At 62.0% G+C, this 20,566-nt stretch carries 20 protein-coding genes and 1 pseudogene; 3 read left to right on the plus strand and 18 right to left on the minus strand.

Annotation, left to right across the window (positions count from 1 at the left end; translation table 11 throughout):
* The 10 genes and pseudogenes from ACZZZU_RS20580 to ACZZZU_RS20625 form a co-directional block, all read right to left on the minus strand.
* Positions 1 to 1,152 (minus strand): TIGR03364 family FAD-dependent oxidoreductase, encoded by a 1,152-nt coding sequence (locus ACZZZU_RS20580; RefSeq protein WP_463551673.1) that lies wholly within the window; start codon positions 1,150 to 1,152, stop codon positions 1 to 3.
* Positions 1,153 to 1,288: 136 nt separating this feature from the next.
* Positions 1,289 to 2,308: a putative 2-aminoethylphosphonate ABC transporter substrate-binding protein gene (locus tag ACZZZU_RS20585; protein WP_463551674.1), complete on the minus strand. Its 1,020-nt coding sequence runs from the start codon at positions 2,306 to 2,308 to the stop codon at positions 1,289 to 1,291.
* Between the two features lie 39 nt (positions 2,309 to 2,347).
* Positions 2,348 to 4,087, minus strand: a complete 1,740-nt coding sequence (locus tag ACZZZU_RS20590) for a putative 2-aminoethylphosphonate ABC transporter permease subunit (protein WP_463551675.1) — start codon at positions 4,085 to 4,087, stop codon at positions 2,348 to 2,350.
* A complete protein-coding gene (locus tag ACZZZU_RS20595) occupies positions 4,087 to 5,142 on the minus strand; it encodes a putative 2-aminoethylphosphonate ABC transporter ATP-binding protein (RefSeq protein ID WP_463551676.1) in 1,056 nt (351 codons plus the stop codon). Before ACZZZU_RS20595 ends, ACZZZU_RS20590 begins: the two co-directional genes overlap by 1 nt.
* A 120-nt stretch (positions 5,143 to 5,262) precedes the next feature.
* On the minus strand, positions 5,263 to 6,126 hold the full coding sequence (locus tag ACZZZU_RS20600; protein WP_463551677.1) for a LysR family transcriptional regulator: 864 nt from the start codon (positions 6,124 to 6,126) through the stop codon (positions 5,263 to 5,265).
* A gap of 103 nt (positions 6,127 to 6,229) precedes the next feature.
* Positions 6,230 to 6,538: a DUF6482 family protein gene (locus tag ACZZZU_RS20605; RefSeq protein WP_463551678.1), complete on the minus strand. Its 309-nt coding sequence runs from the start codon at positions 6,536 to 6,538 to the stop codon at positions 6,230 to 6,232.
* 250 nt (positions 6,539 to 6,788) lie between these two features.
* Entirely contained in the window at positions 6,789 to 7,325 is a 537-nt protein-coding gene (locus ACZZZU_RS20610; protein ID WP_463551679.1) for a GNAT family N-acetyltransferase, read from the minus strand.
* Positions 7,326 to 7,357: 32 nt separating this feature from the next.
* Complete coding sequence (locus ACZZZU_RS20615; protein WP_122492637.1) at positions 7,358 to 7,645, minus strand: HigA family addiction module antitoxin; 288 nt, start codon at positions 7,643 to 7,645, stop codon at positions 7,358 to 7,360.
* A 16-nt stretch (positions 7,646 to 7,661) separates the two neighbouring features.
* Positions 7,662 to 7,941, minus strand: a pseudogene (locus ACZZZU_RS20620) (type II toxin-antitoxin system RelE/ParE family toxin).
* Positions 7,942 to 8,155: 214 nt separating this feature from the next.
* Positions 8,156 to 9,076 carry a LysR family transcriptional regulator gene (locus tag ACZZZU_RS20625; RefSeq protein WP_122492635.1) on the minus strand — a complete coding sequence of 307 codons (921 nt, stop codon included), beginning with the start codon at positions 9,074 to 9,076 and terminating at the stop codon, positions 8,156 to 8,158.
* 114 nt (positions 9,077 to 9,190) lie between these two features.
* Between ACZZZU_RS20625 and ACZZZU_RS20630 the strand changes: the two genes are divergently transcribed.
* On the plus strand, positions 9,191 to 9,634 hold the full coding sequence (locus tag ACZZZU_RS20630) for a carboxymuconolactone decarboxylase family protein (protein WP_122492634.1): 444 nt from the start codon (positions 9,191 to 9,193) through the stop codon (positions 9,632 to 9,634).
* Between the two features lie 2 nt (positions 9,635 to 9,636).
* Complete coding sequence (locus tag ACZZZU_RS20635; protein WP_463541410.1) at positions 9,637 to 10,053, plus strand: cupin domain-containing protein; 417 nt, start codon at positions 9,637 to 9,639, stop codon at positions 10,051 to 10,053.
* Here the strand turns inward: ACZZZU_RS20635 and ACZZZU_RS20640 are convergent, their stop codons facing one another.
* The 8 genes from ACZZZU_RS20640 to metR form a co-directional block, all read right to left on the minus strand.
* Complete coding sequence (locus ACZZZU_RS20640) at positions 10,054 to 11,271, minus strand: MFS transporter (RefSeq protein WP_122492632.1); 1,218 nt, start codon at positions 11,269 to 11,271, stop codon at positions 10,054 to 10,056.
* An 83-nt stretch (positions 11,272 to 11,354) separates the two neighbouring features.
* On the minus strand, positions 11,355 to 12,077 hold the full coding sequence (locus tag ACZZZU_RS20645) for a substrate-binding periplasmic protein (RefSeq protein WP_463551680.1): 723 nt from the start codon (positions 12,075 to 12,077) through the stop codon (positions 11,355 to 11,357).
* Between the two features lie 105 nt (positions 12,078 to 12,182).
* Complete coding sequence (locus ACZZZU_RS20650) at positions 12,183 to 13,142, minus strand: quinone oxidoreductase family protein (protein ID WP_122492630.1); 960 nt, start codon at positions 13,140 to 13,142, stop codon at positions 12,183 to 12,185.
* A gap of 35 nt (positions 13,143 to 13,177) precedes the next feature.
* Positions 13,178 to 13,351, minus strand: a complete 174-nt coding sequence (locus ACZZZU_RS20655) for a DUF1427 family protein (RefSeq protein WP_122451872.1) — start codon at positions 13,349 to 13,351, stop codon at positions 13,178 to 13,180.
* Positions 13,352 to 13,454: 103 nt separating this feature from the next.
* Complete coding sequence (locus ACZZZU_RS20660; protein ID WP_463551681.1) at positions 13,455 to 14,225, minus strand: AraC family transcriptional regulator; 771 nt, start codon at positions 14,223 to 14,225, stop codon at positions 13,455 to 13,457.
* Positions 14,226 to 14,228: 3 nt separating this feature from the next.
* Entirely contained in the window at positions 14,229 to 14,837 is a 609-nt protein-coding gene (locus ACZZZU_RS20665; protein WP_463551682.1) for a LysE family translocator, read from the minus strand.
* 190 nt (positions 14,838 to 15,027) lie between these two features.
* Positions 15,028 to 16,692 (minus strand): FMN-binding glutamate synthase family protein, encoded by a 1,665-nt coding sequence (locus tag ACZZZU_RS20670; RefSeq protein WP_463551683.1) that lies wholly within the window; start codon positions 16,690 to 16,692, stop codon positions 15,028 to 15,030.
* Positions 16,693 to 16,802: 110 nt separating this feature from the next.
* Positions 16,803 to 17,726, minus strand: coding sequence for a transcriptional regulator MetR (metR, locus tag ACZZZU_RS20675; RefSeq protein WP_122492624.1), 924 nt, complete (start codon positions 17,724 to 17,726; stop codon positions 16,803 to 16,805).
* 146 nt (positions 17,727 to 17,872) lie between these two features.
* Here metR and metE point away from each other — a divergent pair, with 146 nt between their 5' ends.
* Positions 17,873 to 20,167, plus strand: coding sequence for a 5-methyltetrahydropteroyltriglutamate--homocysteine S-methyltransferase (gene metE / locus ACZZZU_RS20680; protein WP_463551684.1), 2,295 nt, complete (start codon positions 17,873 to 17,875; stop codon positions 20,165 to 20,167).
* Positions 20,168 to 20,566 lie beyond the last annotated feature (399 nt).

Consider the following 20,566-nt stretch of genomic DNA (forward strand, 5'->3'; position numbering starts at 1 on the left):
CTACGCCGTTGGCCACGCCCCTTCGCCCAGCACAGCGGCGAGGGTGCGTTCGCCCAGGCCAAGGCCTACGCTCATGCCCACGCCGGTGTGCATCAACACCGCCGTGACGCCGTCGGCAGCGCGGGTAATGCTGAACGGGCCTGGCCCGCGCGCGCCATAAACGCCTTGCCAGCGTTCCAGCACTTCAACGCCCATGCCCAAGGTGTGTTCAGCCAGCTCAAGCATGATGCGGTCGGTGCTTTCGGCGTTGAACGGCGAGGCGTCGCTGCCGTAGTCGTGGGAGTCGCCAATAATCAGCTCGCCATAGGGCGTTGGGCTGATGAGCAGGTGGATGCCCAGGGTTTCCAGTTCGGGTTGGTCGCGGCGGATTTGCGCGCGAATGGCATCGGCTTCGGGCAAGTCTGAGAACGCGCCGTAATGAGCGCAACTGAGCCCGGTGAGTACCGCGTGCTTGAGCGCCAAGGGTTTCGCGGGGCGAGCCCGGAGCATTTGCAGACGGCACACCTTCGGTTGCAAGCGAGCCAAGTGGTCGGCCAGCAGGGTTTGGTAGTCGTGGCCGGCGCACACCAGAATGTGCCGCGCCCGAAAACGCCCGGCCGTGGTGTCGGCGTGGCCGGATTGCACATCGCGCACCAGCGTTGAGAAATGGAAGGCCACGCCCAGTTCACGGCGCAGGTAGTCGACGATTTGCGGCAGCGCTTCGCGCGAATAGAGCTGTTGATCGTCGAGGCCATGCAAGGCCGCACGGTGATGACTGAAACTGCCGTCATACAGCGCATTCAACGCCTCGCCGCGCAGCAGTTCGGTGCGATAACCCAGCTCGTCACCGCGCCCGTGTACGAAGGCTTCCAGCAATGCTTCTTCGGTCTCGGTGCGGGCAAACCACAACGAACCCTGCTGGTGCAGCGTCAGCCCGGCAGCCTGGCCCAACTCTGCCCACAGCCCGCGCGACTGTCGCGCCAAATTGAGCATGATGCCGGGCGGCTGACCGCTCACCAGCGCCTGGCCGAAGTTGCGGATTGAGGCACCCAACGGCGTATGGCTGCGTTCGAATACCTTGACCTTGAGGCCACGTTTAGCGCCTGCCCAGGCGTGGGCGAGACCTAGAATGCCGGCGCCGACGATCAGCAGATCGCAGTCGTGTTCAGACATGTGTTGACTCCTGTATTCCACCGACCCGTAGGAGCGAGCTTGTTCGCGAAAAAGGCCACGCGGTTTCGCAAATAACGGCGTGGGCAATTCGCGAGCACGCTCGCTCCTACAAGGGCGGGGCGGTGATAGCGGCGGGTTATTGGGGCAGCGGTTCGGATTTGCCGTCGTAGCGTTTGCGCCACTCGGCGAGAATTTTGTCGCGGTTTTCCGAGGCCCAGTTGAAGTCGTTCTTGATCAGGCGCTGTTCGTAATCGGCCGGCAGTTCCTGGAAGCGTTCGGCAATGCCCGGCTGGGCGAGTACGGCAAAGTTGGCCTTGTACAAATCCATCGCTTCGCGGCTGGCGGAGAAGTCGGCGAGCTTTTTAGCGGCGGCCAGGTGGGCGGTGCCTTTGATGATGCCGGTGGCTTCAATTTCCCAACCCAGACCTTCCTTGGGCAGCACGATGTCCAGCGGCGCGCCTTTGCGCTTGAGCTGTACGGCTGGGTATTCAAAGGAAATACCAATCGGGAATTCGCCGGCGGCGGCGAGCTTGCAAGGTTTGGAACCGGAATGGGTGTACTGCCCGATGTTGGCGTGCAGTTTGTCCATATAGGCCCAGCCCTGGGCTTCGCCGAAGGTTTGCAGCCAGGCGCTGACGTCCAGGTAGCCGGTGCCGGAGGAGGCCGGGTTAGGCATGACAATTTTGTCTTTGTAGACGGGGTTCGTCAGGTCTTCCCATTTGGTCGGTTTGGGCAGGCCCTGCTTTTCCGCTTCCACGGTGTTGAAGCAAATGGTGGCGGCCCACACGTCCATGCCCACCCACGACGGCGGGTTGGCGGTGTCGCGGTAGTTGCCGCCGATTTTGTCCAGGTTGGCCGGTGCGTAGGCTTCAAGCATGCCTTGCTGTTTCAGAATCGCCAGGCTGGAACCGGCCAGGCCCCATACGGCGTCGGCTTGCGGACGTTCTTTCTCGGCCAGCAGCTTGGCGGTGACGATGCCCGTGGAGTCGCGCACCCATTTGATCTCAATGTCCGGGTTCTGTTTTTCAAAGGCTTCTTTGTAGGCCTTGAGTTGTTCCACTTCGAGCGCGGTGTACACGGTCAGCTCAGTGTTGGCTTGAGCGTGAAATGCACAAGCAGCGAGCAGGCCGGCGGCCAGGGCGGTGCGTTTGAACATGTGAAGCTCCTAGGGTTGGCGTTGGTATAAGGGACGTGATCAAAGGCCCGGCGTTGGCTGACGCCAGGCTTGGGAGCGGCGCAACAGGCCACGGGAAACTCCAGCCAGCAGCAGCGACACGCCGGCCGAGGTGAGCAGAATCAAGGTGGACATGGCCGCCGCACCGCCGACGTTGCCGGCGTCGTCCATGTTCAACACGGCCACGGCAGCGAGCACGCTGTCGGGGCTGTAGAGGAAAATGGCGGCCGACACCGTGGTCATCGCCGACACGAACAGGTAGCGGATGATGTCGAGCAAGGCGGGTAAGCAGATGGGCAAGGTGACGCGGAAAAAATGGCGCACCAGTGGCACTTTCAGCGACAACGCGGCGGCTTCGTATTCGCCGTCGAGTTGGCGCAGCGCAGCAGCGGCGGTCATCTGCGCGGTGGTGAAAAAGTGGGCGATGGTGCACAGCACCAGCAACGTCAGCGTGCCGTACAAACCACTCAGTGGGTTGTTCGGCTGGTTGAAGAAAAACACGTAACCCAGGCCGAACACCAACCCCGGCACCGCCATCGGCACGAAGCTGAGCAAGCGCAACAATTGCGTCAGCGCGGTTTGCCGGGTTTTTTCGATCAGGTACGCACCGGTGAAAATCACCAGGCTGCCAAACAGCGCGCTGCACCCTGCCAGCATCAGACTATTGCGATACGCCAACCAGCCGCCGGGCAGTTCCGAGAACGCGTAGTGGTCCAGCGACAGCGATAAGTTGTACGGCCAGAACTTCACCAGCGAGGAATAAATGGCCATGCCGAATACACCGAGCAAGGCCAGGCAAATCAGCGCCGTGGTGCAGAGAAACGCCAGGTCGCGACCGCGCGATGGTCGCGGGTGATACACCTGCGCCCGGCCTCCCATGGCGTCGCGCTGGCGGCGGCGTAGCCAAAGGTCAACGGCAAAGCTCAACAGCGCCGGCAGCAGCAAAACCATGCCGATTAGCGCGCCGCGGCCGAATTGCTGTTGGCCCACCACCGCCTTGTAAGCTTCCAGCGCCAACACTTGGTAATCGCCACCGACCACCACGGGCACGCCGAAATCGGTAATGCACAGGGTGAACACCAGACACAGCGCGGCAAATACGCCTTGTCGACTGCCCGACCAGGTGATGCTGCGAAACGCCCGCCACGGCGAGGCGCCCATGCTCGACGCTGCGTCGAACAGGCGTGCATCGGCGAGCGCCAACGCCGATAGCAACACCATCAGCGCGTGGGGAAAGGTGTAAATGGCCTGGCCAATGACGATGCCCCAGAAGCCATAAATGTTGTCGCTCAACAGCCCACGCAACACGCCTTGGTTGCCGAACAGGTAGATCAGCGCAATGCCGGGCAGCATCGACGGCGCCAGCAACGGCAGCAGCGAAATACCGCGCCACAGCGGCTTGGCGCGAATGCAGGTGCGCTGCAAGGCGTAGGCGAATGCGTAGGCCAGCGGCACCACAATCAGCGCCACGGTGAGCGAGACTTTCAAGCTGTTGCCCAGCAACCAGCGGAAGTTGGCGCTGCTCAATAACGTCATCGCCGCCTGCATACCGCCGCCCTGGCTGGCATCACCGGCAATGCCGCGCCACAGCATGGCCGCCAGCGGAAACACCACGGTGAGCAGCAACAGCGCCAACAGCAACCATTGGCCGCCTTTGATAAACAGGCGGTCGGCGATCACGCCGTTGCTGGCCAGCGTGTCCTTTAGCTGCGGATTCAGCCGCGCTTGGCTCCCAGCCGAAACGGATGTTTCGGCCTCCATCACACAAACACCTGCAGGCTGCGCGGCGGCAGCGCCACCCACATGTCTGCACCGGTAAGCCTCGGCATGGCGTCGGGCTCAACTTCGGCGAGCAACGAATGGCCGGGCAGGGCATCGAGTTCAAAGCGCAGGCGGCAGCGATTGCCTAGAAAAGTCAGCTCGTGCAGGTGCGCGCTGAACAGGTTGTCTTCGTGCACCGGCGGGTTGACCACCACCGATTCGGGGCGACAGAACAGCCTCCCGCGCGACTCACCGGGCAAGCGAACGGGTAGGCGCACATGAAGGCCGCCGACCTGGGCATGGCCGTCCAGGCTGCGCTCGAAGGGCAGCCAGTTGCCTTGGCCGACAAACTCGGCCACGAACGGTGTAGCGGGGCTGCGGTAAATGTCCTGGGCGCTGGCGTATTGCTCAACGCGACCTTGGTTGATCACCGCGATACGGTCGGCCATGAGCATGGCTTCGTCCTGATTGTGAGTGACCATCAGCGTGGTGATGCCGAGGCGTTTTTGCAGCTCGCGCAACTCGCCGCACAGGTGTTCACGCACCCGCGCATCCAAGGCCGACATGGGCTCGTCGAGCAGCAACAACGACGGCGCCGGTGCCAGCGCGCGCGCCAGGGCGACGCGTTGCTGTTGGCCGCCGGAGAGCTGGCCGGGGTACTTCTTTTCGCTGCCGGCAAGGCCGACCAATTCCAACATTTGCATAACCCGCGCCTTGATGGTGGCGCGGCTGTTGCCGTTCAGGCCATAGCCGATGTTTTGTTCAACGCTGAGGTTGGGGAACAGCGCGTAGGACTGAAACACAATGCCGTAGTCGCGGGCTTGCGGCGGCAGATCGGAGACGTCGCGCGAGCCGATGACGATGGTGCCGCTGTCCTGCTTCTCCAGGCCGGCAATGCAGCGCAGCAAGGTGGTTTTGCCGCAGCCCGATGGGCCGAGCAGGCACACCAGTTCGCCTGCTGCGATGTCCAGCGAAATGCCATCCAGGGCCTTGAATGCGCCGAAGCCTTTATGGATGTTGCGGACTTTCATGCTCACGGCGTGGGGCGTGGCCATCGGAAACCTCGAAGCGCGATTGGGCTAGACCAGGCTCATGCTAGAGAGGCCATGCGAAGGCTTTGTGGCAGGGAGGCAAAAGTTACCGATAGTGGTATCGGCATTCTTGGGTAGGGCGGGCTATTCGATGGCGCCGTTGCGCGCCAGGCTAAGAAACGCAGCGGGCAAACGCGCCTGGCGGCGCTCTTTCAGGCAGTACAAATATTCAGCCATCAACGGCGCGCCTTCGAGCTCAACGACTTTGAGCTGCGGGTTATCAGGCACTTCGTGGCGCGCGATGAGGCTAATGCCAATGTTGCGCAGCACCGCTTCACGGATGGACTCACGGCTGCCGATTTCAAGCAGCGGCCCCAGCGCCACGCCAGCCTCGTTCAACAGTTTTTCGCTGAGCTGGCGCGTGGTCGAGCCGACTTCGCGCATCAGCAGGCAATGGCCGGCCAATGCGCTCAATGGCACGCGGTTGTGCACTGCGAGGGGATGGCTGCGGTGCACGGCGAGCACCAGGGGATCGTGGCCGAGCACCAGGCGCGTCAGACGCGCGTCTTCCACCAGTTGCGAGGAGGCAGCGAGATCGACGCGGTAGTCTTCCAGCGCTTCGAGCACTTCCTGCGAGTTGCCAATGGTGAGCGTGACCGTGCACTGGCTGAACTGCTCACGGAAACCGCGCACCAGGTCCAGCACGTAGTAGGGCGCCGTGGCGCCGATGCGCAACGCGCCCTGAACCGACCCGCTATTGCGCAGGAAAAACTCGATGTCGGCCTCTTGCTGCAACAGCGTTTGCACCATGGGCAGCAGGCGTGCGCCTTCGTCGCTCAAGGTTAAACGCCGGCCGCCACGGTAAAACAACTCGACGCCGTATTGGCCTTCCAGTTGGCGGATTTGCGTGGTCACCGTTGGCTGGCTCAGCCCCAGTTTTTTCGCCGCCTGAGTGATGCTGCCGAGGCGGGCCACCATGTGAAAGGATTTGAGTTCGCTGCAAAGCATTGGACGGGCCGTCTGAAGTCGGAACTGCATCACGAGACGGCAACGGTATGAAAAAAATATGACGGTTGAATGACCGTTCAGGCGGCGGTGATGGCTATGTTATTCACCAGGCCGAACCCAGCGAAATGCGCTCTCGCAATGGTTCTTGCACGCCCTCGCTGAACCCGCACATTTCGGTATGCACTTCGCTGTGCACCAAATGAAACGGCACGGTGATCGGCAAACCCTGGAGCAGCTCGCGGGCATGGGTCACCGAGCGTAAACGCAGCATGGCGCCGTCGGGCATTTTGACGGGATGCACACGCCCTTCGACATGGGCTTGCAGCAAGTAAATACCGCCCTCGATGGAGATCAATTCAAGCGCTTGCAGATCGCCAGTGGCAGCATTTTCGTAGACATCGTTTACGTTCATCTTCGCTTCCCTTCGTTTGAACCAAGTGGCGCTGTGTTCTGCCTGGACGAGGCGAACACAACAGGGCCAACCGCGAACCCGAAAGCGGGTACGGGGAAATCCGGGATGGCTAAGTTAACCCTAAGCCAGATTCGCCATTTGTATAGGAAACAGCTCGCACATTTCGCCCGCAAAAGCCCGTTCTAGGGCGGTTGAGGCAAAAAATGTGATGGGATTGGCGTCAAAAGTGATGGCGTCTGCGCCACCGCAATTATTCAGGGCAAGCGAGGCGGGGCTTTGCCTGCGTTTCATAAATGAGACTGGCCGGCTGGCCGGGCACATCATCGAGCACGCCGGTTCGCTGCATGCCGATCTTCTCAAGCACTCGGATAGAAGCCGCATGGGCCGGCCGCACGATGGCAAACACACGGGGTTGTTGCAGGTCTTCCAGGGCATAGCGAAGCGCCTCAACGGCCAGTTCGGTGGCGTACCCGTTGCCCCACGCCGACGCCGCAAAGCGGTATCCCAAATTGAGGCGCTCCACCTCACCGTAAAGGCGCTGGGCGATACCGCCGAAACCGATAATTTCCTCCGGTTCAGTGCGGCTGGCGACGGCCCACTGGCCGTAGCCATGCAGTTGCCAATGGGCGAGCCAGGCGTTGAACAGCGTCTCGGCTTTGCTGCAATCGGTGAGCGGCCCCGCCGGGTTGAACTGGTTGGTCGCGGGGTCAGAGTGAATGGCAAAGAAGCGTGGGAAGTCTGCCAACACCGGAGGGCGTAGCAGCAGGCGAGCGGTGGTGATCGACATTAAGCGCTGCTCCTGGCAATGCGCGCCAAGCATCAAGGCAATGCCGCAAAACGCTCGATGGCAGGCTGGGGTCGATTTCGCGCTTGCCACAGGTCGTAATCGATCTGCACGCTCATCCACGTCTGCGCCGTACCGATTCCGGCAGCCTCCAGACGCACCGCCAGGTCCGGACTGATGGGGGCATGGCCATGCAGGATGCGCGACAGGGTTTCGCGAGCAAAGCCCAAACGGCGCGCCAGTTCCGCGACACTGATGTTCAGCTCGGGCAGCACGTCTTCTCGCAGTGTTTCGCCAGGGTGTGGCGGATTGAAAATGCCCATGGTGCGGTTTTCCTTATCAGTGGTAATCCACGTAGTTGACCAATTCGATATCGGAATCGATGAAGCGAAACACCATTCGCCAGTTGGCGTTCACCGTGAGCGACCAGTACTGATCAAGCTCGCCCTTGAGCGCGTGCAGCCGCCAGCCAGGGATGTTGAGGTCGGGCAGGTGCGACAGCGTGGTCCATAAACTGCAGCTGTCGCGCGAGGCGTTTGGCATGATCGGCTTGAATGCCGCGGGTACAGCCGTTTTCGTGAAACTGGCGTAAACCCTTGTGCTGGAAGCTGCGGATCATGGGAAAGAAGTGTGATGTATTGCATCACGGCTTGCAAGTGATAAAAGCGCAGTGCGTGTACTCATTTGGAAATCCCTCTCCGTTAGTGCCGCCAAGGCCGCTGCCATGGCTGCAACGACACTAGGCCGCCGCGCCAGTTGCGTCTGGAGGAAGTAACGCACAGCAGCGTGGGAGAAAGCAGGGAGCGCGCGGCGCTATTGCCGCGTTCAGCCGCTCAGTCGTCCAGACGCCACATCGGGTCGTCGGCCATGGTTGCTGCCGCCCACGTGGTAAAGGCGCGAACCCGTGCCGAAAGGCGCCTGGCATAGGGATACACCACGCTGATAGGCATGCTCGGCAGGCTCCAGTCCGGCAGCAGTTGCACCAGCTCGCCGCTGACTAGCAGCGGTTGCGCTTCGCACAGCGGTACCGACACAAACCCCAACCCAGCCTGCGCTGCCGCGATATACGCACCGCCTGTGTTGAAGCGCATGGCCGGCGTCTGCTCAATGACCACGCTGTGTTCAGCGCGACTCAAACGCACCGGGTTCTGCCGCCCGGTCACCGGAAACACAAACGCCAAAAAGCGGTGCTGCGGTAGGTCGGCGGGCGTGCAGATGGTCGCTTTGCCGTGCAAGTAGCCGGGCGATGCGCACAGGACGAAGCGCATCTGGCCGATGGCACGGCACACCAAATCCGCGTCGGTGACGGTGCCGCCGCGAATGGCGCAGTCCACGCCTTCTTGCACCAGGTCCACCACGCGTTCGCTACAGCCGACGTCGAGTTGAATGTCCGGGTACTCAGCGACGAAATCCGGCAGGGCTGGAATCAGCAAAAAACGTCCCACCGGCGAAGGCATTTCTACTCGCACCTTGCCCCGTGCAACGGTGCGGGTTTGCGAGACGCTGGCTTCCAGTTCGTCGACATCTTCAAGCACGGTTCTGGCGCGCTCGTAATAGGCGGCGCCGTCTGTGGTGGGGGTTACCCGGCGCGTGGTGCGGTGCAGCAATTTCACCCCGAGTTGGCTTTCAAGCGCCTGAATCTGCCCAGACAGCGTGGTTTTCGCCACGCCCATGGCTTCGGCGGCGCGGGTGAAACTGCTCAGTTCCACGATGCGGCAGAACGCGCGCATTGCATCGATGCGGTCAAAGGCCATGGTTGTCCGAGAATCCGTCTAATGTTTCCGGTTTCAGTGTATTTATCCGCGCATAGCTGAGCAATAGAGTGGTTTCACCCCGGCAAGCCGCCGGCCACCACTGAGGAAACGGACATGAACAATTCGCGCGTTAACTACGCTCAGGTCGCTCCCCACGCCTTCAAGGCATTGCTGGGGCTGGAAAAAGCGATGGGCGAATCGTCGCTGGAAAAATCGCTGCACGAGCTGGTGAAAATTCGCGCCTCACAGCTCAACGGCTGCGCCTACTGCATCGATATGCACAGCGCCGACGCGATCAAACTGGGCGAAACCCCGCGGCGCATCTTTGCCCTGTCGGCTTGGCACGAAACGCCGTTTTTCAGTGAGCGCGAGCGGGCCGCGTTGCTGTGGACTGAAACCCTGACCTTGCTGGCAGAGCGCGGTGCCCCAGACGCGGTTTACAGCGAAGTGGCGAAGCAATTCAACGAACGCGAACTCGCCGACCTGACCTTCGCCATTGCCACCATCAACGCCTGGAACCGTTTCGGTGTGGGCTTCGCCATGCAGCCGGGGTTGTGACCATGGGCACGCTCTTGCGCACCTCGGCATTGCTGTTAACGCTGTTCACTTCACTGGCACATGCCCACGGCGGCGGTGCTGGCGACGAAACGGTAGCGCCCGTCGCCCACGCCAATTTGCCTGCGGTTGCCAGCTCCGATGCCACCGCACTGCGTGTGGAATTCGCCCCGGGCGCCACGTCCAAGCCGCACCGGCACCCCGGACCGGTGTTTGTGGTGGTGGTCAGCGGCGCGGTTGAATCGTCGTTGGACGACGGCCCGCTGCACACCTACAAAGCCGGCGATGCGTGGTACGAGGCGCCAGGGCAGGAGCATCGCGTGACACGCAACGCCAGCCAGAGCGAGCCGGCTGTGCTGGTGGCGTGGTTGCTGTCCGACGGCAAGACGCCGTTGGTAAAACCGCTGGGTGGCGCCGAGTAATCAGCGCGTTGCTGCTTTGGGCTCAAAGCGCCAGGCCACGAAAAACACCATCAGACCGGCGAGCGCTGTGGCCGCGCCGATGTAGCCGGTGGACGTCCAGCCGAAACCGGCGCTGATCGCCATGCCGCCGAGCCAAGGGCCGAGCGCGTTGGCCACGTTGAAGGCAGCGTGGTTGGAGGCGGCGGCGAGGGTTTGCGCGTCTTGGGCCACATCCATCAAATGCGTTTGTAATGGCGCGCCGAGCGACACCATGGAGCCGACGGCGAACACCGCTGGCAACACGCTCCAGGGCGACAGCGCCGCCAGTGGGAATATCGCCAGTACCAGCGCACTCCACACCAACAGCCACGCCACGGCTTTGAATTGCAGTTTGTCGAACAGCCAGCCGCCGACCATATTGCCGACAATGCTGCCCAGCCCGAATGCGGCAAGGGCGAAGGGAATCCAGGCTGCTGACAGGTGGGTCACTTGCAATAACGTGGGCGCCATGTAGCTGAACACGCAAAACATACCGGCAAAACCGACCGAGCTGATGGCCAGCGCCAACCACACTTGCGCACGGTTAAACGCGCGTAGCTCGCGCATCGGGTAGCTGCGTGGTTCGTTTTTATCCAGCGGTAAAAACCACGCAACCATCGCCACCGTGCTGAGGGCGATAACGCCGACCAGAGCAAAGGCATAACGCCAACTGGCCAACTGACCGAGCCAGGTGGCCAGCGGGTTGCCCACTAGAATCGCCACCGTAAGGCCCAGCATTACCCGGCTCACGGCCTTGGCCCGTTTGTGCGGCGGCGCCATGGACGCCGCCACCAGCATTGCCACGCCAAAATAGGCACCATGGGGTAGGCCGGCGAAGAAGCGGAACGCCATCATCGAGTGGTAATCCGGTGCCAGCGCGGTGGCGAAGTTGCCGACGGCGAAAATCGCCATCAGCAGCAAGAGCAAATTACGGCGCGGCAGACGCGAACCCAATATCGCCAACAGCGGTGCGCCGACCACAACGCCAAGCGCGTAGGTGCTGATCACATGGCCCACCTGCGGCTCGGTAATGCCCAAGTCGGCGGCCACGTCTGGCATCAAGCCCATGATCGAAAACTCACCGGTGCCAATGGCGAAACCGCCCAGCGACAGCGCCAGTTCAATCAACAAAATCGCGCGGGCCGACAACTGCTTGGCAATCGGTGCAGTGGGCGCCGCAGCGGGCAACACATCAGACATGGATACAGCCTCGAATCGGATAACTTGAACGGGTGAACGGATTCACCGGTGGGGCAGGTGAGAACAAATTCTTGCGGGAAGGTTTAGCGGTAACTGGCCAATATCTTTTCGAATTCGCCGTCGTTGCTCATTTGCACCAGCGCGCGCAGCAAGGCCATGGTGGGCACGTCCGGCTCGTCGCGAACGATGCACGAGGCCAGGTCTGACGAGAGCTCTTGCAGCGCCTGCAACTTGTGCTGCGGCGCCTGGGTGCGGTTGAACCAGTTCAGCGTCAGTTCGCTGCTCACCGCGTAGTCGTTACGGCCGGCATCAAGCTTGAGCAGGGCCAATTCCTGGGTGCGGGCGTCGTCGCGCTGCAAGTCGCGGCTGTCGAATTTGCCCTGCAGTTGCGGGTACACATAGCCCAGCACGGTGCCGACCATCTGGCCGTGCAACTGTTCGAGCGTCATGTCCTGCGTGTTGCGGGCCACCAGCATGTCGCGCTGTTTCATAAACGGCACGCTCCAAATGTACTGATGGTGGGACTCGGTCATCCAAGTCGGGTTCACATAGCAGCGCACATCAATTTCGCCGCGAACCAGCATGGCCTGCACGCGCTTGCGTGGCAGCACGAGCATTTCAGCGCGCCGGCCCACCTTTTCGGCCAGGCGCGTCTGCAAGTCATAAATGATGCCGCCGGTGGCTTCGCCGTTTTCTACGTTGATCAGCGGCATGGCCCAGCTTTCGATCACCGAAAAACGCAGCGGGCGCTCTTCTGCTGCGCTGCAGGCGCAAAGCAACAAAAGGGCAAAAGGCAGAAAACGCATGGCGATACCGGGTTGAGTCAGTCGCCCGGACGTGGTCAAAAGCAGGCCGGAAGCGGGCGAGGGCGGTCAAATCTAACCACAAAGCCCGCGCCCGTGTCGCCGCGATCAGGGCAGCAGAATGAATTTATCGCCGCTGCCGCCATTCACCGCGTGATAACTCGCCACGCCTTCGCTCAATGGCACTTCGCGCAGTTGCTCGGGCAGCGGCAACAAGCCCTGATCGAACAAACTGCCAAAGCCGTCGAGCATCGCTGCGCATTCTTGCGGGCTGTACAGCAACGAATTGACGCCCACCAGTACGCCGCCGCGCCGATACAGCGCCAGCGCCGGGAATTGCACGTTGCCGTCTACCGGCGCCGCGATAATGGCGATGCGCCCGAAGGTGGCCAAGGCTGGCACGGCGGCGGGAAGCCAGAAGCCGGTGGTGTCGAAGATCACCTCGGCACCGCCCGGAAAGTGGGCTTCAACCTGAGCCGGCAACGCTGCCGGATCGCCCAAAAGCAAGGCAGCAATGCCGCGCTGATTGAGGTTTTCCACCGCTTCCGGCCGGCGCACCGCTGCGAGTACCTGGGCGCCTCTGGCCTTGGCCAGGTTCACCGCCGCATCGCCGACGGCACCGTTGGCGCCTATCACCAACAACGTGGTGCCGGCTTTTACCCCGCTGCGCTCCAGCGCATCCCAAGCGGTCGTGAACGGCACGCCGCAACTGGCCGCCTGGGCAAAACTCAACGCCTGAGGTTTCAGCGCAACGGCAGCAGCCGGCAGGGCGATATGGCTGGCATGGCTGCCATCACGGGTAAAACCCAGGCCCTTGCCCGTGCCCCACACCGCCTGACCGAGCAAGTGACTTGGCCCTTCAACGACCACGCCGGCAAAATCGCGCCCCGGAATTCGCGGCACGGTGGTGTACGGAAAACGGCCGAGCACATTCTTGATGTCGCTGGGGTTCAAACCCGCTGCGCGAATTTCCACCAGTACCTCGCCCTCTGCGACGGCAGGCGTTGGCACTTCAACGTGCTGGAGAGAGTTCAGATCGCCCGTGAGGGTAAATTGCAACGCGTGCATATGCGCTCCTTTTGCGAGGCAGATTGAAAGAAGAATCAGGACAACCAGTGGGCAATCAATTGGCGGCCGACCGGAATCAGTTGCTCGCCGGCCAACATGCCCAGCAAACCGACCAGGGCGATGGCCGGCGGCGCGGGAGAGCGCACGTCCAATACGTTGTAGATGACGCCGACCAGCAGCCCGGCGGCGAGAGAAATAAGGTAGTTCATGGGAGCCTCCTTTCCCGGAAGTGAGGTGGGAATGGGGCTCAGTCTACTGACGGGAAAACGGTGCTCAGGTCAAACGCTTCTGTATATCGGCCAACCTGTGCGGCTATTGCTTCGCCACGTACTCGGAAGGCGCCATGCCGAGTTCGCGCCGGAACATGTCGCTGAAGCTGCTGGGCCGATAGCCGAGGTCGGCGGCAATACGACTAACCGGCGCACCTTCAATCAACGCGGCGACTGCCGTTGCCAACTGCACTTGCCGGCGCCAGTGGGCGAAGCCCATGCCCACGCTGTCTTGGAACAGCCGCGCCAGTGTGCGCACGCTGGCACCGGCGGCTGCCGCGTGCTGCTCGAACGAAAACGCCAGCGAGGGCGAGGCGATTACCGCTTGGCACAGGGTCAGCAAGCGCCGGTCGCTGGCATCCGGCAGCGGTACGCGCAAATACGAATGGTGGGCGCGCTGCAACTCCAGCACGGCCAGGGCGCTCAGGTGTTGGTAGTACTCGCTGTCTTCGGCGCCTTGCTGCTCCACCAAACCGAGAATCAGCTCGCGCAGCAGCGGCTTCACATCGACCACTCGCGTGGTGGTGGGCAAGGTATGCGGCTGGTCCGGGCGCAGGTAGATGTTGCGCATCTCCAGCTCCGAAACCACCCGAACCGCATGGGGCACATGGGCCGGCAACCACACCGCGCGCAACGGCGGAACCAATACCGCCTCGCCGGGCGTTTCCACCCACATGATGCCGCTCATGGCATACAGCAACTGACCCCAATCATGGGCGTGGGGCTCGATAAACAAACCGCGTGGATAGCTGCGCGCCACCGTTCGTAAAGCGGCGCCAGGGCGATGAAGGTCGGGGGGAGCAGCGCGAGCCATGGTTTAACGCAATGTCGGCAACGCCGCCCCCATCAGGGCGAACATACCGCCGCAGGCCCGGTTGAAGCCTTTGCCGGTGCGTTCCAGCCACGGCCGAATGCGATGCGCCATGCGCGCCAGCAGAAACTCCACCACCGCTTCGAACAACACGAAGGTCAGCACCAGAATCACAAATTGCAGCCACAGCGCGCGGCTTGGATCGAGGAACTGCGGCAAGAAGGCGCCGAAGAACAGAATCACCTTCGGATTCGAAACGGCGGACAACAGCCCCTGACGAAACAAGGTGTGGCCGGCTCGGTCCGGCCCGGTTTCCTCGGTCAGCGTAATCGGCGGCGCGCGCCATAGTTGAAAACCCAACCACACCAGGTACGCCCCACCTATCCACTTCAACACCGTCAGCGCATGCGCCGACGCCTGTAACAACGCGCCGATGCCAAACATCGACAGCGCCATCAGCAGCGTGAAACCAAGCATGCCACCTGCGATGGTAAACAGCGTTTTGCGCTGCCCATACAACGCCCCATGGCTGAGCGCCAACAACGCATTCGGTCCCGGCGTCAGCGACAGGCCGACGACGGCGAGCAAATAAACGAGCCAGGTATTCAAAGCCATGGAGGTGATCCGAAACGCGCGAGTGAGCGGCGAGAATAGCAGGGCGGCCCCGTGCATTTACATAGCGAAGCTTGGCTCGGTTTGGGGGGCAGGCTTCGCATCGAGGAAGTCCGCCAGCTCCACAGAAGGCGACCATCACTCAACAGAAAGTCACGGTTTGTGTAACTTTCCGTTGAGTGGACGGGGCGATCTAAACGCTTTCCACCGCATCCGATTTTACCGGTGCAACCGGTTGATGGTCCGGCTCAGGCGGCGCTGGGTCGAAGCTGTCAGCGCGGGCCATTTTCCACATGCGCTCGTAGAACTCGCCGCTCACCTGGCCGCTCAACAGCGCGCCGGGTTTGAGAAAAACGTGTTCCTGGGAAAACAGCTTGATCTCGGTATTGGAAATGCGCCGCACCAAGTGGCGTGCATCGAGTTGCGAAGGATGGCTCAGGCCGGCGGCCGCCAACATTTCGGCCAAGGCTTTGAGGGTGTTGCGATGGAAGCTGAACACCCGCTCGGCTTTGTCTTCTACCACCAGCGCGCGTTGGCGTAGCGGGTCTTGGGTGGCGACGCCGGTGGGGCATTTGTTGGTGTGGCAGCTCTGACTTTGAATGCAGCCGATCGCGAACATAAAGCCGCGCGCGGAGTTGGCCCAGTCGGCACCGATGGCCAACACGCTGGCGATATCAAAGGCACTGACGATTTTGCCGCTGGCGCCGAGCTTGATGTGCTCGCGCAAATTCAACCCCACCAGCGTGTTATGCACAAACAGCAGCCCATCACGCAGCGGTACTCCGATGTGATCAGTGAACTCAACCGGCGCCGCGCCCGTGCCGCCTTCCTTGCCGTCGACGACGATAAAGTCCGGCAAAATTCCGGTTTCCAGCATGGCCTTGGCAATGCCCATGAACTCCCATGGATGGCCGAGGCAAAACTTGAACCCCACCGGCTTACCGCCCGACAGCTCCCGAAGTTGGGCGACGAATTGCATCAGTTCGGTGGGGGTGGAAAACGCGCTGTGGCGCGAGGGCGATACGCAGTCTTCGCCCATCGGAACGCCACGGGTTTCGGAGATTTCCTTGGTGACCTTGTGCTTGGGCAGAATGCCGCCGTGGCCGGGTTTGGCGCCTTGGCTCAGCTTGATCTCAATCATCCGCACTTGCGGGCTTTGCGCCTGTTTGGCGAAGCGCTCGGGGTCGAATAACCCCGTGCTGGTGCGGCAACCAAAATAGCCGCTGCCCAGTTCCCAGGTCAGGTCGCCGCCGTGCTCGCGGTGATACGGGCTGATGCTGCCCTCGCCAGTGTCGTGAATAAAATTGCCGAGCTTGGCGCCTTTGTTCAGTGCGCGAATGGCGTTGGCGCTCAGAGAGCCAAAGCTCATGGCCGAGATGTTGAACAACGAGGCCGAGTACGGCTGCTTGCAGGCCGGACCGCCGACCATCACGCGGAAACTGTCAGGGTCGGCGAGCGCCGCCGGGCGCATGGAGTGGCCGATGAACTCGAAGCCGTTCTGGTACACGTCGATCAACGTGCCGAAGGGTTTATCGGCCCCCTCGTTCTTGGCCCGCGCATACACCAACGAACGCTGCGCGCGGGAAAACGGCAGCTTGTCGCCGTCGGCCTCGAGCAAGTATTGGCGGATCTCCGGGCGGATGCCCTCAACCAGGTAGCGGATGTTGCCCAGAATCGGGTAATTGCGCCGCACCGCGTGGCGCGTCTGCAGCAAATCGCCAATGCCGACCAACGTCAGCACGCCGGTTAACAGCGTGAACGGCCACAGCCATTCGTGGTGGTAGAAGGGCAAGCTGGCGAGGGTGAACACGAGACAGGCGACAAAAAACGCGTAACGGCTGAGTAACGACAGGCTCATGCGAAGTCCCTTGGGGCGGTGGCGGCAAGGGCTGAGAGTAGACGGGCCGGGCAGGGGAGTCGAGCGTCGATTCCGCGCATGCAGCCCGTTTCATTGTTGGGCGCAGGCGCCTACTTTTCCTTCGCCGCGCTGACGCCTTCCAACGTCGAGAACGATGTGTCTTTCGCAGTCAGCAGGAAATCGCGCATAAACGGCGCATCGAGCATGTCGGTGCGAATGCCGGCATACAACGTGGCGAACAAGCCTTTATCGCCCAGGCGCTTGGCCGTCACGTAACCGCGCGAGCTGTATTCGTGCAGCGCCCAGTTGGGCAGGCCGCACACGCCACGGCCGCTGGCCACCAGCTGCATCATCATCACCGTCAGTTCCGAGGTACGCACTTGCGCCGGTTCAATATCAGCCGGCTCCAGGAAGCGGGTGAAGATGTCCAGGCGATCGCGCTCCACCGGGTAGGTGATCAATGTTTCCTTGGCCAGGTCGCCAGGCACGATGTAGGGCTTGTTCGCCAGACCATGTTGGTTAGCCACGGCGAGCATGGCTTCGTAGGTGAACAGCGGCACGTAGGTGATGCCCGACAGCTCGATAGGGTCGGAGGTGACGACCAAATCCAAGTCACCGCGCGCCAGTGCCGGCAGCGGGGCGAAGGAGAAGCCGGAGGCCAGGTCCAGCTCGACCTCGGGCCAGGCGTCGCGGAATTGGTCGATGGTCGGCATTAGCCATTGAAAGCAGCTGTGGCATTCGATGGCCATGTGCAGCCGGCCTGCCGTGCCGCCGACCAAGCGCGCCATGTCGCGTTCGGCAGCGCGCAGTTGCGGCAGCAGCGAATCGGCCAATTGCAGCAGGCGCAAGCCGGCGCTGGTAAAGCGCACGGGCTTGGTTTTGCGCACGAACAGCGGCATGCCGAGGCGTTCTTCCAGTTCCTTGAACTGGTGGGAGAGGGCGGACTGGGTGAGGTGCAGGCGCTCGGCGGCGTCTACCAAACTGTCGGTTTCACGCAGCGCGTGCAGGGTTTTCAGGTGGCGCAATTCCAACATGGGCGTGGCTCTCGAAGCGGCTGACGGGCTGAACATGAGCGAAACTAACGTGAATGGATTTACGGTTCAACTGGAAAATGTTGAGTTTGTTTCATGTGTTGCCCCTCCCGACAATGTGCGCCATCGATTACCTGGAGCACATCGCAATGGCAGTGGCACACAACCTGGGCTTTCCCCGCATCGGTCGCGACCGTGAACTGAAAAAAGCGCTTGAGGCGTATTGGCAAGGGGATCTCGATGAAACCGGCCTGCGCGCAGTAGGCCGTGACCTGCGCGCCCGCCATTGGCGTTTGCAAAAAGAGGCGGGCATCGAGTTGCTGCCTGTCGGCGACTTTGCCTGGTACGACCAGGTGCTCAGTCACTCGCTGCTGTGCGGTGTGGTGCCCGAACGCTTCCGTCATAGCAGCCGCCTGCCGACGCTCGACACCTTGTTCGCCATGGCCCGTGGCAGCAGCGGCCACGGTGAAGGTTGCTGCGCTGGCGCCCATGCCGAAGAAATGACCAAGTGGTTTGATAGCAACTACCACTACCTGGTGCCTGAATTCAGTCACGACCAACACTTCACCCTCAGCTGGGAACAGCTCTTTGAAGAAGTGGCTGAAGCGCACGCGCTGGGCCATCAGGTGAAGCCGGTGATTCTCGGCCCGATCACGTTCCTTTGGCTGGGCAAAGCCCGTGATGGCGACTTCGACAAACTCGACCTGCTCGACCGCCTGCTGCCGCTGTATGGCGAAATTCTTGGACGCCTGGCGGCGCAGGGCGTGCAGTGGGTGCAAATCGACGAACCGATCCTGGCGCTGGACCTGCCGCAGGCCTGGAAGAACGCCTTTGAGCGCGCCTACAACCTGTTGCAGTACTCGCCCACGCAAAAACTCGTCGCTACGTATTTTGGCGACTTGCAAGACAACCTCGGCCTGGCCGCCAGCCTGCCGGTGCAAGGCTTGCACGTGGACCTTGTGCGCGCTCCGGAGCAACTGGCGGCGGTGCTCGACCGCGTGCCCACGTACAAAGTGTTGTCGCTGGGCGTGGTCAACGGCCGCAACGTTTGGCGCTGCGATTTGCAGCAGGCGTTGGTGCAATTGCAGGAAGCGCAGGCGCGTTTCGGCGACAACCTGTGGGTCGCCGGTTCGTGTTCGTTACTGCACAGCCCGGTCGACCTGAACCGCGAAGACCAACTGGACGAAGAGCTGCGCAGTTGGCTGGCGTTTGCCGTGCAGAAGTGCACTGAGATTGCCGTGCTGGCCAAGGCGTTGAACACGCCGCAAGACGCTGACGTGGTCGCCGCACTGGCCGCCAGCGCGGCGGTACAAACCAGTCGGGCTCATTCCACACGGATCCATAAACCTGAGGTGCAGGCGCGCATCGCCGCCATCCAGCCGGCCGACAGCAAACGCCAATCGCCCTTCGAGCAGCGCATCGACGTGCAGCGGGCGCGCCTGAATTTGCCGCTGTTGCCGACCACTACCATTGGCTCGTTCCCGCAAACCTCGGCCATTCGCCTGGCGCGTCAGGCCTACAAGCGCGGCAAGCTGTCGGTGGGCGAATACACCGACGCCATGCACTGCGAAATTCGCCACGCCGTGCAAGTGCAAGAACGCCTTGGCCTGGACGTGCTGGTGCACGGCGAGGCGGAGCGCAACGACATGGTCGAATACTTTGCCGAGCAGTTGGACGGCTATGCCTTCACCCGCTTCGGCTGGGTGCAGAGCTACGGCTCGCGTTGCGTAAAACCGGCGGTGATAGTCGGCGACCTCAGCCGCCCGCAGGCCATGACCGTGGACTGGATCACCTACGCCCAGAGCCTCACCGACAAGGTGATGAAAGGCATGCTCACCGGTCCTGTGACCATGCTGATGTGGTCCTTCGCCCGCGACGACATCCCTCGCGAGCAACAGGCGCGACAACTGGCATTGGCCATCCGCGATGAAGTGGTGGACCTGGAGCGCGCCGGAATCAAGATTGTGCAAATCGACGAAGCCGCCTTCCGCGAAGGGCTGCCGCTGCGCCAAGCCCAGTGGTCGGCGTATCTCGACTGGGCGGTGGAAGCGTTTCGCCTGTGCGCCAGCGGCGTTGGCGATGCCACGCAGATTCACACGCACATGTGCTACAGCGAATTCAACGATGTGATCGAAGCCATCGCGGCTATGGATGCCGACGTCATCACCATCGAAACCTCGCGCTCGGCCATGGAGTTGTTGGATGCGTTCGAAGCGTTTGCTTATCCCAATGACATTGGTCCGGGCGTGTACGACATTCACTCCCCGCAGGTGCCGGACACGGCGGCAATCGTTGGGCTGCTGAGCAAAGCGGCTAGGCGTATCCCGCTGGAGCGGCTGTGGGTGAATCCGGACTGTGGGCTGAAGACGCGAGGGTGGGTTGAGACGGAGGCGGCGTTGGTGAATATGGTGGCGGCGGCGCGGCAGATGCGGGCGGGCGGATGATCGAGGTTTTGGGTTCTAACTGCGTTCCCCACCCCAACACCGTCATCCTCGCGCACGCGGGGATCCAGAACTTCGGATGGGTCCGCGATGTATGTTTGCCACACAACTCTGGATCCCCGCCTTCGCGAGGATGACGGAGGTTTGGGTTTGTACCTGCGTTCCCCAATGCAACACCGTCATCCTCGCGCAGGCGGCGGTCCGACGATTCGGGATCCAGAATTTCGGATGGGTTCGCGATGCATGCCCGCCACACAACTCTGGATCCCCGCATTCGCGAGGATGACGGAGGTTTCGGTTTGTACCTGCGTTCCCCAATGCAACACCGTCATCCTCGCGCAGGCGGCGGTCCGACGATTCGGAATCCAGAATTTCGGATGGGTCCGCGATGCATGCCCGCCA

It is taken from the genome of Pseudomonas sp. AC136, from assembly GCF_979258585.1.